The 14,928-nt window shown below is 64.6% G+C and carries 13 protein-coding genes and 1 pseudogene; 8 read left to right on the forward strand and 6 right to left on the reverse strand.

Going from position 1 to position 14,928, the window contains the following annotated elements; all coding sequences use genetic code 11:
* Positions 1-16: 16 nt before the first annotated feature.
* A complete protein-coding gene (locus PRtIB026_RS25765) occupies positions 17-793 on the reverse strand; it encodes a ferredoxin--NADP reductase (RefSeq protein WP_203650485.1) in 777 nt (258 codons plus the stop codon).
* 216 nt (positions 794-1,009) lie between these two features.
* Here PRtIB026_RS25765 and PRtIB026_RS25770 point away from each other — a divergent pair, with 216 nt between their 5' ends.
* Together PRtIB026_RS25770 and PRtIB026_RS25775 are read left to right on the forward strand one after the other, a co-directional pair.
* Entirely contained in the window at positions 1,010-1,714 is a 705-nt protein-coding gene (locus PRtIB026_RS25770; RefSeq protein WP_203650483.1) for an autoinducer binding domain-containing protein, read from the forward strand.
* 78 nt (positions 1,715-1,792) lie between these two features.
* On the forward strand, positions 1,793-2,917 hold the full coding sequence (locus PRtIB026_RS25775; protein ID WP_203652587.1) for a methyltransferase: 1,125 nt from the start codon (positions 1,793-1,795) through the stop codon (positions 2,915-2,917).
* A gap of 91 nt (positions 2,918-3,008) precedes the next feature.
* Here PRtIB026_RS25775 and PRtIB026_RS25780 read toward each other — a convergent pair whose 3' ends face one another.
* The 3 genes from PRtIB026_RS25780 to PRtIB026_RS25790 are packed head-to-tail and all read right to left on the reverse strand — an operon-like array spanning position 3,009 to position 5,607.
* Complete coding sequence (locus tag PRtIB026_RS25780) at positions 3,009-3,149, reverse strand: DUF2474 domain-containing protein (protein WP_036986195.1); 141 nt, start codon at positions 3,147-3,149, stop codon at positions 3,009-3,011.
* Positions 3,150-3,161: 12 nt separating this feature from the next.
* Positions 3,162-4,169, reverse strand: a complete 1,008-nt coding sequence (cydB, locus tag PRtIB026_RS25785) for a cytochrome d ubiquinol oxidase subunit II (RefSeq protein ID WP_110739372.1) — start codon at positions 4,167-4,169, stop codon at positions 3,162-3,164.
* 1 nt (position 4,170) lies between these two features.
* Positions 4,171-5,607: a cytochrome ubiquinol oxidase subunit I gene (locus tag PRtIB026_RS25790; RefSeq protein ID WP_110739371.1), complete on the reverse strand. Its 1,437-nt coding sequence runs from the start codon at positions 5,605-5,607 to the stop codon at positions 4,171-4,173.
* 343 nt (positions 5,608-5,950) lie between these two features.
* Between PRtIB026_RS25790 and PRtIB026_RS25795 the strand changes: the two genes are divergently transcribed.
* The 3 genes from PRtIB026_RS25795 (at position 5,951) to trmA (ending at position 10,136) form a co-directional block, all read left to right on the forward strand.
* Entirely contained in the window at positions 5,951-7,171 is a 1,221-nt protein-coding gene (locus PRtIB026_RS25795) for an MFS transporter (RefSeq protein WP_232855738.1), read from the forward strand.
* 587 nt (positions 7,172-7,758) lie between these two features.
* Entirely contained in the window at positions 7,759-9,054 is a 1,296-nt protein-coding gene (locus tag PRtIB026_RS25800) for an NCS2 family permease (RefSeq protein WP_203650481.1), read from the forward strand.
* Positions 9,051-10,136, forward strand: coding sequence for a tRNA (uridine(54)-C5)-methyltransferase TrmA (gene trmA, locus PRtIB026_RS25805; RefSeq protein WP_203650478.1), 1,086 nt, complete (start codon positions 9,051-9,053; stop codon positions 10,134-10,136). The genes PRtIB026_RS25800 and trmA overlap by 4 nt, the downstream gene beginning before the upstream one ends.
* A gap of 173 nt (positions 10,137-10,309) precedes the next feature.
* Here trmA and pcaG read toward each other — a convergent pair whose 3' ends face one another.
* On the reverse strand, positions 10,310-10,915 hold the full coding sequence (pcaG, locus tag PRtIB026_RS25810; RefSeq protein WP_232855740.1) for a protocatechuate 3,4-dioxygenase subunit alpha: 606 nt from the start codon (positions 10,913-10,915) through the stop codon (positions 10,310-10,312).
* Positions 10,916-10,926: 11 nt separating this feature from the next.
* Entirely contained in the window at positions 10,927-11,646 is a 720-nt protein-coding gene (gene pcaH / locus PRtIB026_RS25815) for a protocatechuate 3,4-dioxygenase subunit beta (RefSeq protein WP_203650476.1), read from the reverse strand.
* Between the two features lie 200 nt (positions 11,647-11,846).
* Here pcaH and PRtIB026_RS25820 point away from each other — a divergent pair, with 200 nt between their 5' ends.
* The 3 genes and pseudogenes from PRtIB026_RS25820 (at position 11,847) to PRtIB026_RS26770 (ending at position 14,878) form a co-directional block, all read left to right on the forward strand.
* Entirely contained in the window at positions 11,847-12,731 is an 885-nt protein-coding gene (locus tag PRtIB026_RS25820) for a neutral zinc metallopeptidase (protein ID WP_203650474.1), read from the forward strand.
* Between the two features lie 362 nt (positions 12,732-13,093).
* Positions 13,094-13,975: pseudogene (locus tag PRtIB026_RS26765) on the forward strand (methyl-accepting chemotaxis protein); the annotation flags it as partial.
* Between the two features lie 198 nt (positions 13,976-14,173).
* Entirely contained in the window at positions 14,174-14,878 is a 705-nt protein-coding gene (locus PRtIB026_RS26770; RefSeq protein WP_371263159.1) for a methyl-accepting chemotaxis protein, read from the forward strand.
* The last annotated feature ends 50 nt before the right edge of the window (positions 14,879-14,928 follow it).

Raw genomic sequence — 14,928 nt, forward strand, 5'->3', positions numbered from 1 at the left:
CAGGCGCTGTTGTGCCTTACCAGTAGTTCTCCACCGCCACCTGCCCTGGCCGCTTGCTCAGGCTCAACTGCAGGTCACGCGCCTTGAGCACCTTGCGCGTCTCGTCGATCATCTGCGGGTTGCCGCACAGCATGATCCGCGAGTGCTCCGGCGACAGCGCCAGCCCCGCCGCCTTTTCCAGCTCACCGTTCTCGATCAGCGTGGTGATTCGCGCATTCAACGCGCCCGGATGCGGCTCTCGGGTCACCACCGGAATGAACTGCAGCTTGCCCGCGAACTCCGCCAGGTAGTCGCGCTGCTCCAGCGCGGCGATCTCATCCACATACGCCAGCTCCTTCGCCTCGCGCACCGAGTAGACCAGCTTGATGTTGTCGAAGCGCTCCCAGGCCTCGAAGTCCTGCAGGATCGACATGAACGGCGCAATGCCGGTGCCGGTGGCCAGCAGCCACAGGTCGCGACCACCGACGAAACGGTCGAGGGTCAGGTAGCCGAAGGCCTGGCGGTCGATCAGCAGGGTGTCGCCCGCGCCCAGGCGGCTCAGCTCGCTGGTGAACTCGCCCCCCGGCACCACGATGGAGAAGAAGTCGAGGAATTCGTCATGGGGCGCGCTGACCATGGAATAGGCGCGCCAGGCGACGCTGCCATCGGCCTTGCTCACCCCAAGGCGAGCGAACTGCCCGGCGCGGAAACGGAAACCGGCATCGCGAGTGACACGCAGGGAAAACAGGTTGGGCGTCAGGGGCTGGACGTCGAGCAGGGTCTGGCGGGTGAATTTGTCGGCGCTGGCGGTCATGACGGACTCCATGGAACAGATGCGCGTAGTGTCGCGCAAAGCAGCGGAGATAAACACCGTCGGTTTGTAAGGTATCGCCTGGGACTGCTCGCAATCAGCTAAGAAAACGCGCCAGCTATAACAAAAAAACCCAGCACAGAGTTAGGAGATTTCCTACACTTCGCTTCGTGCGTTTCCTACATTGGATCCAGCGAGAAGCAGAAGGGAGCTTCATCGATGCCACACTGGAAGACTGAAGATCTCCAGCAGCTGCTGGACGAGCGCGAGCCCAAACAGATTTTCGCATGCGCCGTAGACCTGATACAGAAGCTCGACATGGAGTATCTGGGTTTGACGCTACATCTGCATGCCTGTGCAAAGGTTCCGCAGGTAATTCTCTACAACAACTATCCCAAAAGCTGGAATGATCGTTACCAGAACGAGAATTTCATCAGTATGGATCCGACAATATTAAAGTGCCACCTCGGCGAGCTGCCTTTTGTCTGGAGCGACGATCTCTTCCGCGACGTCCCACAGCTGCGCGAGGAAGCCCATGCGCACGGGCTGACCTACGGCTGGACCCAGTCAACGCATGACCTGCGGCATAACGAAAGCCACTTGAGCGTGTCCCGGCGCTCCCGCGCCATCGACGAAGACGAACATTACGAAAAGTGCGCTGCAACGATGTGGCTATGCAACACCTTGCACACGTTGCTCAGTGAATATCACCTGACCCATCTCTACGGGCTCAGCGTGCGGGAACTGGAGGTGATGGACTGGTGCGCCAAAGGCAAGATTGCCGAGGATATTGCCAAGATCCTGCGCTTATCGACCAGCACAGTGAACTTTCATATCCGCAGCGCCATCGACAAGACCAATGCTCCCAACAAGACAGCGGCGGTCGCCAAGCTCGTCGAAGCCAAGCAGATCAGTCCCAGGTAAAGGCTCGGAATCTGTAGAATCGCGTACCTCATGTCCATCGCGCCCCGCGATGACCAGCACCACCTTGAGTCGTACGCCATGCCCCTGTTCAACAGCCCCTTCGCCGACCTCGACCTGATCCGCCAGCCGGCCCAGGCCAACGACCCGTTGCTGGCCTTCGACGCCGCCGACCAGTACCTGCTGGAGCACCTGGCGGCCCAGGCGCCGCAGGCGAGCTGCAAGGTGCTGGTGCTCAACGACAGCTTCGGCGCCCTGGCCGCGAGCCTCGCGGGGCATGTGCAGGTGAGCAGCAGCGGCGACTCGCACCTGGCGCACCTGGCCCTGGAGAAGAACCTGGCGGGTAACGGCAAGCCATTCGACAGCGTGCCCTTCATCCCGGCCAGCGAGACCTTCCAGGGCCCGTTCGAACGCGTGCTGGTGCGCGTGCCCAAGACCCTGGCCCTGCTCGAGGAACAGCTGATCCGCCTGCAGGGCCAGTTGGCGCCCGGCGCCCAGGTGATCGCCGGGGCCATGATCAAGCACCTGCCCCGCGCCGCCGGCGACCTGATGGAGAAGTACATCGGCCCGGTCCAGGCTTCGCTGGCGCAGAAGAAGGCCCGCCTGCTGATTGCCACTGTCGGCGAACGCCCGACCGCGCGCTCGCCCTACCCCAGCCGCTACCGCCTGGACAGCCCGGCCCTGGAGCTGGTCAATCACGCCAACGTGTTCTGCCGCGAAGGCCTGGACATCGGCACCCGCGCTTTCCTGCCACACCTGCCACGCGACCTGGGCCGCGCCCGTGTCGCCGATCTCGGTTGTGGCAATGGCGTGCTGGCGATCGCCTGCGCCCTGGCCAACCCGGATGCGCAGTTCACCCTGGTCGACGAGTCGTACATGGCGGTGCAGTCGGCGCGGGAGAACTGGCAGGCGGCGCTGGGTGATCGCGAAGTGACGATCAGGGCCGCGGATGGCCTGGCCGGTCAGGAGAAACAATCGCTGGACGTGGTGCTGTGCAACCCGCCGTTCCACCAGCAGCAGGTGGTCGGCGACTTCCTCGCCTGGCGCATGTTCCAGCAGGCCCGGGAGGCGCTGGAGGTCGGTGGCGCGCTGTACATCGTCGGCAACCGCCACCTGGGCTACCACAGCAAGCTGGCGCGATTGTTCCGAGGGGTCGAGCAGGTGGCTGCGACGCCGAAGTTCGTGGTGTTGAAAGCCCGTAAATAAACACCCGATAGAAAACGAGAAAAGCCCGCCCCTACTGGTTCTGTAGGAGCGGGCTTGTCCCGCGATCGGGCTGCACCGCAGCCCTCACAACCTAGTGGGTACTCAAGCCTGCCGCACTCATGAACATGCGCATGCCATAAGCCACCACCCCAAGCGCCGCCACGCTCAGCCCCCAGATCAGCACCAGCCAACCCAGGCGTTGCCACAGCGGCTTTTTCTCTTCGACGTTCATCACGATACGCTCCTAGTGATAGCCATCTTCATGGGTCACCTTGCCGCGGAACACGTAGTAGCTCCAGTAGGTGTAGCCAAGGATGAACGGCAGGATGAACAGCGTGCCCACCAGCATGAAGCCCTGGCTCTGCGGTGGCGCCGCGGCGTCCCAGATGCTGATCGACGGCGGGATGATGTTCGGCCACAGGCTGATACCCAGCCCGCTGTAGCCCAGGAAGATCAGCACCAGGGTCAGCAGGAACGGCGTGTAGTGGGCATTGCGCGCCACCGCCCGCAGCAGGCCGTAGAAGGTCACCAGCACCAGGATCGGCACCGGCATGAACCAGACCAGGTTGGGCATGCTGAACCAGCGTTCGGCGATCTGCGGATAGGCGATCGGCGTCCACAGGCTGACCACGCCGATGACCGCCAGCAGCACCAGCGCCAGTGGCCGAGCGATGTCATGCATCTGCTTCTGCAGCGGCCCTTCGGTCTTCATGATCAGCCAGGTGCAGCCCAGCAGGGTGTAGGCGACGATCAGGCCCAGGCCGGAGAACAGCGTGAACGGCGTCAGCCAGTCCAGGGTGCCGCCGACGAACTTGCGGTCGACCACCTTGAAGCCCTCGATGAACGCGCCCAGGGCCACGCCCTGGAAGAAGGTCGCCACCAGCGAGCCCCAAATGAACGCCTTGTCCCAGATGTGCCGCTTGTTGGCCCGGGCCTTGAAACGGAACTCGAAGGCCACGCCACGGAAGATCAGGCCCACCAGCATCAGGATCAACGGCAGGTACAGTGCCTCCAGCACCACCGAGTAGGCCAGCGGGAAGGCGCCGAACAGCGCCGCGCCGCCCAGCACCAGCCAGGTTTCGTTGCCGTCCCATACCGGGGCGACGGTGTTCATCATCACATCGCGGTCACGCTCGTCCTTGACGAAGGGGAAGAGCATGCCGATTCCCAGGTCGAAACCATCCATCACCACGTACATCATGACGCCGAAGATGATGATCACGGCCCAGATCAGCGGAAGATCGATACCCATCTCAGTTCCCCTTGCTCAGGCTGGCGGAGTCGGCCTCATGGCCTTCATCGGCGGCGGACAGTGGCCGCGCCGGCGTGCGTTTCTGGCCAGGGCCACCCGGGGTGTGCTCCTCGCCTTCGCCGGTCTTCGGCCCTTTGCGCACCAGGCGCATCATGTAGCCGATGCCGGTGCCGAACAGGGCGAAGTAGACCACCACGAACATCACCAGGGTGAAACCAAGTTGCGCGTAGCTATGGTTGGACACCCCATCGGCGGTGCGCATCAGCCCATAGACCACCCAGGGCTGGCGACCGACCTCGGTGGTGAACCAGCCGGCGAGGATGGCGATCAACCCGGACGGGCCCATCCACAAGGTCAGGTAGAGGAACGGACGCGAGCTGTACAGCGTGCCGCGCTTGCGCAGCCACAGGCTCCACAGGCCGACGAAGATCATCAGCATGCCCAGCCCGACCATGATCCGGAACGACCAGAACACGATGGTCGAATTGGGTCGATCCTCGGGCGGGAAGTCCTTCATCGCCGGGACCTGCTTGTCCAGGCTGTGGGTGAGGATCAGGCTGCCGAGCGCCGGGATCTCGATCTTGAAGCGCGTGGTCTCGGCCTGCATGTCGGGAATGCCGAACAGGATCAGCGGGGTCGGCTCGCCGGGCTTGTTCTCCCAGTGGCCTTCGATGGCGGCGATCTTCACCGGCTGGTGCTTGAGGGTGTTCAAGCCATGGAAGTCACCGATCACCGCCTGTACCGGCGCGACGATCAGCGCCATCCACATGGCCATCGACAGCATCTTGCGCACCGCCGGGTTGTCGCGCCCGCGCAGCAGGTGCCAGGCCGCCGAGGCGCCGACGAAGAACGCGGTGGCGACGAAGGCCGCGGTGGCCATGTGCATCAGCCGGTAGGGGAAGGACGGGTTGAAGATCACCGCGAACCAGTCCACCGGGATCACCTGGCCATTGACGATCTCGTAGCCCTGGGGCGTCTGCATCCAGCTGTTGGAGGCGAGGATCCAGAACGTCGACACCAGCGTGCCGAGCGCCACCATGCACGTGGCGAAGAAGTGCAGGCCACGCCCGACACGGTTCCAGCCGAACAGCATGACGCCGAGGAAACCGGCCTCGAGGAAGAAGGCGGTCAAGACCTCGTAAGTAAGTAATGGACCGGTGATGGACCCGGCAAAGTCGGAGAACTGGCTCCAGTTGGTGCCGAACTGGTAGGCCATGACCAGGCCCGAGACCACGCCCATGCCGAAGTTGACGGCGAAGATCTTCGACCAGAAGTGGTAGAGGTCACGGTAGGTATTGTCGCCGGTCTTCAGCCAAAGGCCTTCGAGGACCGCCAGGTAGCTCGCCAGGCCAATGGTGATGGCCGGGAACAGGATGTGAAAGGACACGGTAAAGGCAAACTGGATTCGGGCGAGCTCTAGGGCTTCCAATCCGAACATGGTGCTTCCTCTTCAGGTAATCCGGCGACCGGGCTCATGGCCTGTCGCCCACTGCCCCCACGGGTATCGAGTGCGGCGCGTTGGAATTGTTCTGTTCGATCGCGGGGATTCCGGCCCGAGGGCCAAGATCGTTGCATCTGGAACGATTGATCCAGGTCAACGACTGAATGGAAGCATAGTCCCGAATGACCCATCCGGATGTGTGGTTGATTGCCGCGTGACCGGTTGCCTCACCCTCTTTTTTTGCGTGTGAAAAGTTGATCCACGCGGCTTTCAGCAACTATTTGTTACAAACAGATGTTACTCTTCAGCCCCCTCTGGTACCGAGGTCGCAGGCTCCCCGATGTCCGATTCCGCCCCGAAATTGCTGCGCCATCACCGCCCGTTCCTCGCCTTCTGGCTGGCCCGCGTGTTCACCGCCAGCGGCTTCCAGATGCTCACCGTGGCCATCGGCTGGCATCTCTACCAACTGACCGGCAATGTCCTCGACCTGGGCCTGGTCGGGCTGGTCGAGTTCGCCCCGCGGGTGCTGTTCATGCTGCACACCGGGCATGTCGCCGACCGCTACGACCGGCGCAAGGTCGCCGCCCTGTGCCAGACCCTGCAGGCGCTGATCGCCCTCGCACTGGCCGTGGGCAGCTTTACCGACAACGTCAGCCGCGAACTGATCTTCGTGCTGGCCTTCCTGCTGGGGGCCGCCCGCTCGTTCGAGATGCCGGCGACCCAGGCCCTGCTGCCCAACGTGGTACCCCCCGGGCTGTTCCCACGCGCGGTGGCGGCCTCTGCATCGGCGTCCCAGGCGGCGACCATCGTCGCCCCGGCGGTGGGCGGCCTGCTCTACGCCCTCGGCAGTACCTGGGTTTACGGTCCGACCGTAGTCCTCTATCTCATCGCCTGTCTTTTGACCCTGAGCCTCGATGCCCGTCGGCAGCCGCCGCAGCCAGGCAGGGCCAACCTCGACTCGCTGCTGGCCGGGATCCGCTTCATCCGCAGCCGTCCGGATATCCTCGGCGCGATCTCGCTGGACCTGTTCGCCGTGCTGCTGGGCGGTGCCACCGCCCTGCTGCCGGTGTTCGCCAAGGACATCCTGCTCACCGGCGCCTGGGGCCTGGGTCTGTTGCGCTCGGCGCCCGCCGTCGGTGCATTGTTGATGTCGCTGTGGCTGGCGCGCTTCCCGGTGGAACGCAAGGTGGGTCTGACCATGTTCACCGCAGTGGGCATATTTGGCGTCGCGACCATCGCCTTCGGCCTGTCCACTTCGTTCTGGTTCTCCCTGGCGGTGCTGGTGGTGCTGGGCGCGGCGGACATGATCAGCATGGTCATCCGCAGCGCCTTCGTGCAGTTGGAGACGCCAGACGAGATGCGCGGCCGGGTGAGCGCGGTGAATGGGCTGTTCATCGGTGCCTCGAACCAGCTCGGCGAGTTCGAGTCGGGCGTTACCGCGCACTGGTTTGGCACAGTGCCGGCGGTGGTGCTCGGTGGCGTGGGCACGCTGGTGGTGACCGGGGTGTGGATGAAGCTGTTCCCGACGCTGACCCATCGGGACCGGATGCACAACAGCTGATCGGTTGCCTGTGCCGGCCTCTTCGCGGGTAAACCCGCTCCCACAGGCGTGGCGCGTGGCTTGAGGGCTGCACGGTCACTGTGGGAGCGGCTTCAGCCGCGAACACCGGCATAGCCGGTGCCAGGCACCGCGTCGCCTGCTTCGCGGCGGTGCGGCGGTCCGATAAACCCGCTCCCACAGGGATCGCGCCAGATTCTAAAAATTGAGCAAGACAGTTGCTCCCACAGGCGTGGCTTGAGAGCTGCACGGTCGCTGTGGGAGCGGCTTCAGCCACGAACACCGGCATAGCCGGTGCCAGGCACCGCCTCGCCTGCTTCGCGGCGGTGCGGCGGTCCGATAAACCCGCTTCCACAGGGATCGCGCCGCCCTCAGGCCCTGTGAAATACCTGTGGGAGCGGGCTTGCCCGCGAAAGGGCCGACACAGGCTGGAGAAAACCCTCTCCCCAATGGCCATAGGCCCCCGCCATCCATGCTGGTATGATGCGCGGCTTTTTTCCGCCCCACACAAAACCACGGTATCCGGTACGGTCTGTGCTTTGCTGTTGGGGTCGATACATTCACGGCGCGAGGGCGCCCGGGGAGCAGGCATGCTGGAAAGGCTGTTTCAACTAAAAGCACACGACACCAATGTGCGCACCGAGATTCTCGCGGGCGTCACCACCTTCCTGGCCATGGCCTACATCCTGTTCGTCAACCCGAGCATCCTCGGCGAGACCGGCATGGACAAGGGCGCGCTGTTCGTCGCCACGTGCCTTGCCGCGGCCATCGGCTCGGTGACCATGGGCATCATCGCCAACTACCCGATCGCCCTGGCGCCGGGCATGGGCCTGAACGCCTTCTTCACCTACACCGTGGTCCTGCACATGGGCCACACCTGGCAGGTGGCGCTGGGCGCGGTATTCATTTCCGCCGTGCTGTTCTTCCTGCTGTCGATCTTCCGCATCCGCGAGTGGATCGTGAACAGCATCCCGCTGCCGCTGCGCTCGGCCATCGCTGCCGGCATCGGCCTGTTCCTGGCACTGATCGCCCTGCATAACGCAGGTATCGTCGTCGATAACCCGGCCACTCTGGTGGGCCTGGGCGACCTCAGCAAGCCGGCGCCGATCCTCGCCATCCTCGGCTTCTTCCTGATTGTCGCCCTCGAGTCGCTGAAGGTCCGCGGCGCGGTGCTGATCGGTATCCTGGCGGTGACCGTGGCCTCGATCGCGATGGGCGTCACTCCGTTCAATGGCGTGGTGTCGATGCCGCCGTCACTGGCCCCGACCTTCCTGCAACTGGACATCGCCGGCGCCCTCGACGTCGGCCTGATCAGCGTAATCTTCGCCTTCCTGTTCGTCGACCTGTTCGATAACTCCGGCACCCTGATCGGCGTGGCCAAGCGCGCCGGCCTGATGGGCAAGGACGGCCACATGCCGAAGATGGGCCGCGCCCTGATCGCCGACAGTACCGCCGCCATGGCCGGTTCCCTGCTGGGCACCTCGACCACCACCAGCTACATCGAGTCGGCGGCGGGCGTGAGCGCGGGCGGGCGCACCGGCCTGACCGCCATCGTGGTCGCCGTGCTGTTCCTGCTGGCGCTGTTCTTCGCCCCGCTGGCCGGCAGCGTGCCAGCCTTCGCCACCGCGCCAGCGCTGCTGTTCGTCGCCGTGCTGATGGCCTCGGGCCTGGCCGAGATCAACTGGGACGATGTCACCGAAGCCGCGCCGGTGGTGGTGACCGCCCTGGCCATGCCGCTGACCTATTCGATTGCCAACGGCATCGCCTTCGGCTTCATCGCCTGGACCGCCATCAAGCTGATCTCCGGTCGTCACCGCGACCTGAACCCGGCGCTGGTGATCCTGTCGATCCTGTTCGTCATCAAGCTGGGCTGGTTCCCCGCATGAGTGCTGTCCTGGATCCTTCCCAATACGATGCGCAGCTGGCGGCCAAGGCCGACCGCCTGCGCGAGCTGCTGGCACCGTTCGGCGCGCCGGAGCCGGCGCTGTTCGACTCGCCTCGCGAGCACTATCGCCTGCGCGCCGAGTTCCGCCTGTGGCGCGAGGACGGCCAACGCCATTACGCGATGTTCGCCCCGGGCGAGAAGCACAAGGCGATCCTGATCGACGATTTCCCCATCGCCAGCGAGCGCATCAATGAACTGATGCCACGCCTGAAGGCCGCCTGGCAGGGCAACGAGGCGCTCGACAATCGCCTGTTCCAGGTCGAGTTCCTCACCACCCTGGCCGGCGATGCGATGGTCACCCTGTGCTACCACCGTCCGCTGGACGACGCCTGGGAAACCGCCGCGCAACAACTGGCCAGCGACCTGAACGTCAGCGTGATCGGTCGTTCCAAGGGCAAGCGCGTGGTGATCGGCCGCGACTATGCGGTGGAGAAGCTCGACATCGCCGGGCGCACCTTCAGCTATCGCCAGCCTGAAGGCGCCTTCACCCAGCCCAATGGCGCGGTGAACCAGAAGATGCTCGGCTGGGCCTTCGAGGCCATGGGCGAGCGCCAGGACGACCTGCTGGAGCTGTACTGCGGCAACGGCAACTTCACCCTGCCGCTGGCCACCCGCGCGCGCAAGGTGCTGGCCACCGAGATCAGCAAGACCTCGGTCAATGCCGCGTTGCACAACCTCGACGAGAACGGCGTGGACAACGTGCGCCTGGTACGCCTGTCGGCCGAAGAGCTGACCCAGGCGCTGAACGAGGTCCGCCCGTTCCGCCGCCTGGAAGGCATCGACCTGAAAAGCTACGACTTCGGCACCGTGTTCGTCGACCCGCCACGCGCCGGCATGGACCCGGACACCTGCGAGCTGACCCGCCGCTTCGAGCGCATCCTGTACATCTCGTGCAACCCGGAAACGTTGGCGCAGAACATCGCCCAGCTGCACGATACCCACCGTATCGAGCGCTGCGCGCTGTTCGACCAGTTCCCGTATACCCACCACATGGAAAGCGGCGTACTGCTGGTTCGGCGCTGAAACGCTCGCAGGGCAGGCTCCTGCACGCTGTGTGTGTGTGTAGGAGCGGCCTTGTGCCGCGAAAGGGTCGCGTAGCGACCCCTGGATTCCAGCGTTTACACATCAATCACCGGGGCCGCTCTGCGGCCCTTTCGCGGCACAAGGCCGCTCCTACAGGGATCGCGTAAACGCCTTCAGAAATCGAAGAACACCGTCTCCCCTTCCCCCTGGATACGGATATCGAACCGATACGCCGTCTTTCCCTCTACCTCGCAACGTCTGGCGATCAGCGTCTCGCGCCGCTGCGGCTGCTCGATCAGGTTGAGCACCGGGCACCGGGCGTTCGCCTCGCCCTCGTCATCGAAGTACAGCCGGGTATGCAGGTGGATATTGATCCCCCGGGCAAACAGGCTGATGTTGATGTGCGGCGCCATCGGCACGCCCGCGGCGTTGTTCACCACCCCCGGCTTGACCGTGTGCAGCGTCCATTCGCCGGCATCGAAGGTGGTCGCGGTGCGGCCGAAGCTGTTGAAAGCGTTCTCCAGGTTGAATTCATCCTGATATTGGCCATTGGCATCGGCTTGCCAGATTTCCAGGAACGAATCGCGCACCAGGTGGCCGTTGCCGTCGTACACCTGGCCGAGCAAGAGGATGTGCTCGCCCGGCGCATCGGGCCGGGCCAGGCGGTTCCAGATTTCCTGGTCGCGGGTCGGGTTGCCCGCCGCCTCCAGGGCCAGGCCGATGTGCACGTAGGGGCCGGCGGTCTGCGAAGGGGTTTCCGGCAGCAGTTCGATAGGCATGACGGGCCTCCTCAGCGATTTTCGAAGTGGGTCTGGCGCTGGCCGCGCAGGACGATGTCGAAGCGGTAGGCCAGGCAATCCATGGGGTTGGCATGGCCCATGTCGAGCCTGGCGATCAGCCGCTGGACCGCCTCAGGATTGGCGATCGACTTGACGATCGGGCACAGCGGAATCAGTGGATCGCCCTCGAAGTACAGCTGGGTGATCAGCTTGGTGGCGATCGACGGCCCGCTGATGGAGAAGTGGATATGCGCCGGGCGCCAGTCGTTGGGGCCGTTGCGCCACGGGTACGGACCGGGCTTGATGGTGCGGAAGCTGTAGTAGCCGTCGCGGTCGGTCAGGCAACGACCAACGCCGCCAAAGTTCGGGTCCAGCGGGGCCAGGTAGCGGTCGTTCTTGTGCCGGTAGCGACCGCCGGCGTTGGCCTGCCACATCTCGACCAGGGTATTGGGCACCGGCTTGCCGTACTGGTCGACAACACGGCCGGCGACGATGATGCGCTCGCCAATCGGCAGGCCGCCCTGGTTGAAGTTGAGCAGCAGGTCGTGGTCGTGCTCGCCGAAGCGCAGATGGGAAAAGTCCGGGCCGGTACTTTCGCTGATCGACTGCGGGATGCTGACCAGCGCCTGGCGCGGCGAACGCGCCACCGAGGTCTTGTAGTCGGGGGTGAAGGCCTTGGGGTGCCAGTTGCGATCACGGATCACGAAGCGGCTGGTGTCCTGGGCGGGCATGCCGGTTTCCTCTCTTGGAATTGTCGAGCGCCTGGGCGTGGCAGGCGGACTTGCAGTTTCCGGCAGGCCAGTCGGGATGAATATTGAATTCAGCGGTCTTAGACATAACCATTTGGTTATGCATCAGCGACCAGGGCGACGCCCTGGGCAGCGCTGAACTAATCTTTAGACTTCATGTTTCACAAACCGGAGAGCTCCATATGGAATGGCGAAAAGGTCGACGCAGCGACAACGTGGTCGATGCCCGCGGCGAAGGGGGTGGCGGCGGCATGCGCTTCGGCGGCGGCAAGGGCCTCGGGCTCGGCGCCATCCTGTTGATCGTTGGCATCGGCTGGCTCACCGGGCAGGACCCGCTGCAGATCCTCGGCCAGTTGGCCGGGCAGATGGAGCAGCAGCAGACCGCTCCGGCCAACGTCGGCAGCAAGGCGCCGCCGGCCAACGACGAGCAGGCCGAGTTCGTCGCCTCGATCCTCGGCGACACCGAGGACACCTGGAAGGCACTCTTTGCCCAGGCGGGCAAGCAGTACCGCGATCCCCAGCTGGTGCTGTTCAGTGGCCAGGTCAACTCCGCCTGCGGCTTCGCCTCGGCGGCGGTCGGGCCGTTCTACTGCCCCGGCGACCAGCGCGTGTACCTGGACATGACGTTCTTCCGGGAAATGGAAACCCGCTTCAAGGCCGCCGGCGACTTCGCCCAGGCCTACGTGATCGCCCACGAAATCGGCCACCACGTGCAGACCCTGCTCGGCGTCTCGGCCAAGGTCGACGCCGCGCGCCGCAATGGCCAGCGCATGGAAGGCGACAACGGCCTGCTGGTACGCCAGGAACTGCAGGCCGACTGCCTGGCCGGCGTGTGGGCCTACCAGGCGCAGAAACGCCTGAACTGGCTGGAGCCGGGTGATGTGGAAGAGGCGCTGAACGCCGCCAATGCCATCGGTGATGATCGCCTGCAACAGCAGGGGCAAGGGCGGGTGGTGCCCGACTCGTTCACCCATGGTACCTCGCAACAGCGCGAGCGTTGGTTCAAGGCTGGGTTTTCCAGTGGCGACGTGAACCAGTGCGACACCTTCAGCGCACGTAGCCTTTGAGATCGCGATCCCCCAGTGCGCGCCTGCAGGTGCGCATTGCGGGCAAACCCGCGATTGACCACATTAAAAACACAAACGTATTCAACAAGTTACAAATTTGCTGAAAAAGCGTTTCAGCTTCTCCCCTCTTTGCCGATATGTCCTACACAAATCTGCGGGCTATCTGACAACAACAACGCCCAGCTTTTGAGATCAAGTGAGCGAAATCATTCTCTGGGAGAGCGTGCATGAACAGTTGGTTAGCCAATATCAGCGTCAACCTCAAACTCGGCCTGGGCTTCGGCCTGGTCCTGGTCCTGACCGGCCTGCTGGCCCTGACCGGCTGGAACAGCCTGGGCAGCCTCATCGACCGCAGCAACTGGATGAGCGACATCACCCAGCTCAACAGTGACCTGACCAACCTGCGCGTGGCCCGCCTGCAGTGGATGCTGACCAACGGCGACGATGCCTCGGCGGCCAACGTCCAGGCCAAGCTCGACGCCTTCGGCAGCCAGCAGCAGCACCTGGTCAACTCCTTCAAGAGCCCGGAAAACGTCAAGCTGCTGCGCGAGCAGGGCCAGAGCATCAGCGAATATCGCGTCTCGCTGGAAAAGATGCGCCAGGGCTACAAGACCACCCTCTCCGCCCGCGATTCGATGAACCAGGCCGCCGGCCGCGCCAATGAGGCGATCGAGGCGATCAGCGGCGCCGTGCTGTCCAGCTCCGAGAGCGATGCCAGCCGCCTGGCCCAGTACCTGCTGATCAGCAAGGCCAAGCAGCAGCTGGTGCAAGTGCGCCTGGATGTACGTAGCTACATCGCCGACCTGACCAGCGAAGCCGAGCAGGCTGCCCTGCGCCAGCTGGAAAACGCCCTGAATGAAATCGACAGCCTCAAGCGCCAGCTGCCAGGCGAAGCCTCGCGCATCCAGCAGTTCGAAAGCGCCGTGCTGGCCTACCGCGACGCCGTGCGCCAGTTCCGCGACGCCACCGCCGCCATCGGCGTGGCCCGCGCTGAAATGACCGTGCAGGGCGCCGACATCGTCAAGCGCAGCGACGAGCTGTACAAGATCCAGATCGAGCGCCGTGACGCCGAAAGCGTCCAGGCCCGCAGCCTGCAGACCACCGCCACCCTCCTGGCGCTGCTGGTCGGCGTGCTCGCCGCGTTCATCATCACCCGCCAGATCACCCGCCCGCTGCGCGAAACCATGGACGTGGTCAACCGCATCGCCAGCGGCGACCTCACCCAGGAGCTGCGCGTCACCCGCCGCGACGAACTGGGCGCCCTGCAGCAGGGCATCGCCCGCATGGGCACCACCCTGCGCGACCTGATCACCGGCATCCGCGACGGCGTCACCCAGATCGCCAGCGCCGCCGAGGAGCTGTCGGCGGTGACCGAGCAGACCAGTGCCGGCGCCAACAGCCAGAAGGTCGAGACCGACCAGGTGGCCACCGCCATGCACGAGATGGCCGCCACCGTCCAGGAAGTCGCGCGCAACGCCGAGCAGGCCTCCCACGCGGCGACCAACGCCGACGACGAAGCCCGGGTTGGCGACAAGGTGGTGGGTGAAGCCATCAGCCAGATCGAACGCCTGGCCCATGAGGTGCACCGCTCCACCGAGGCGATGACCCTGCTGCAGCAGGAAAGCCAGAAGATCGGCAGCGTCATGGATGTGATCAAGTCGGTGGCCGAGCAGACCAACCTGCTGGCGCTCAACGCCGCCATCGAGGCGGCCCGTGCCGGCGAGGCCGGCCGTGGCTTCGCCGTGGTGGCCGACGAGGTCCGCGGCCTGGCCCAGCGCACCCAGCAGTCCACCGAAGAGATCGAAGGCCTGATCGCCAGCCTGCAGCACGGCACCCAGCAGGTCGCCGAAGTGATGAACGGCAGCCGCAGCCTGACCGACAGCAGCGTCGAGCTGGCACGCAAGGCCGGTGGTTCGCTGGAGAGCATCACCCGCACGGTGTCGAATATCCAGTCGATGAACCAGCAGATCGCCGCCGCCGCCGAGCAGCAGAGCGCCGTGGCCGAAGAGATCAGCCGCAGCATCCTCAACGTGCGCGACGTGTCGGAGCAGACCGCCGCGGCCAGCGACGAGACCGCCGCCTCCAGCGTCGAGCTGGCGCGCCTGGGTGGTCACCTGCAGACACTGGTCAGCCAGTTCCGCGTCTGACCCTGTAACGCATCGCGGGGCAAGCCCGCTCCCACCGGTCGTGGGAGCGG

Origin of the sequence: Pseudomonas sp. RtIB026 (assembly GCF_016861355.2) — a bacterium.
In the GTDB taxonomy this organism is placed as follows: Bacteria; Pseudomonadota; Gammaproteobacteria; order Pseudomonadales; family Pseudomonadaceae; genus Aquipseudomonas; species Aquipseudomonas peradeniyensis.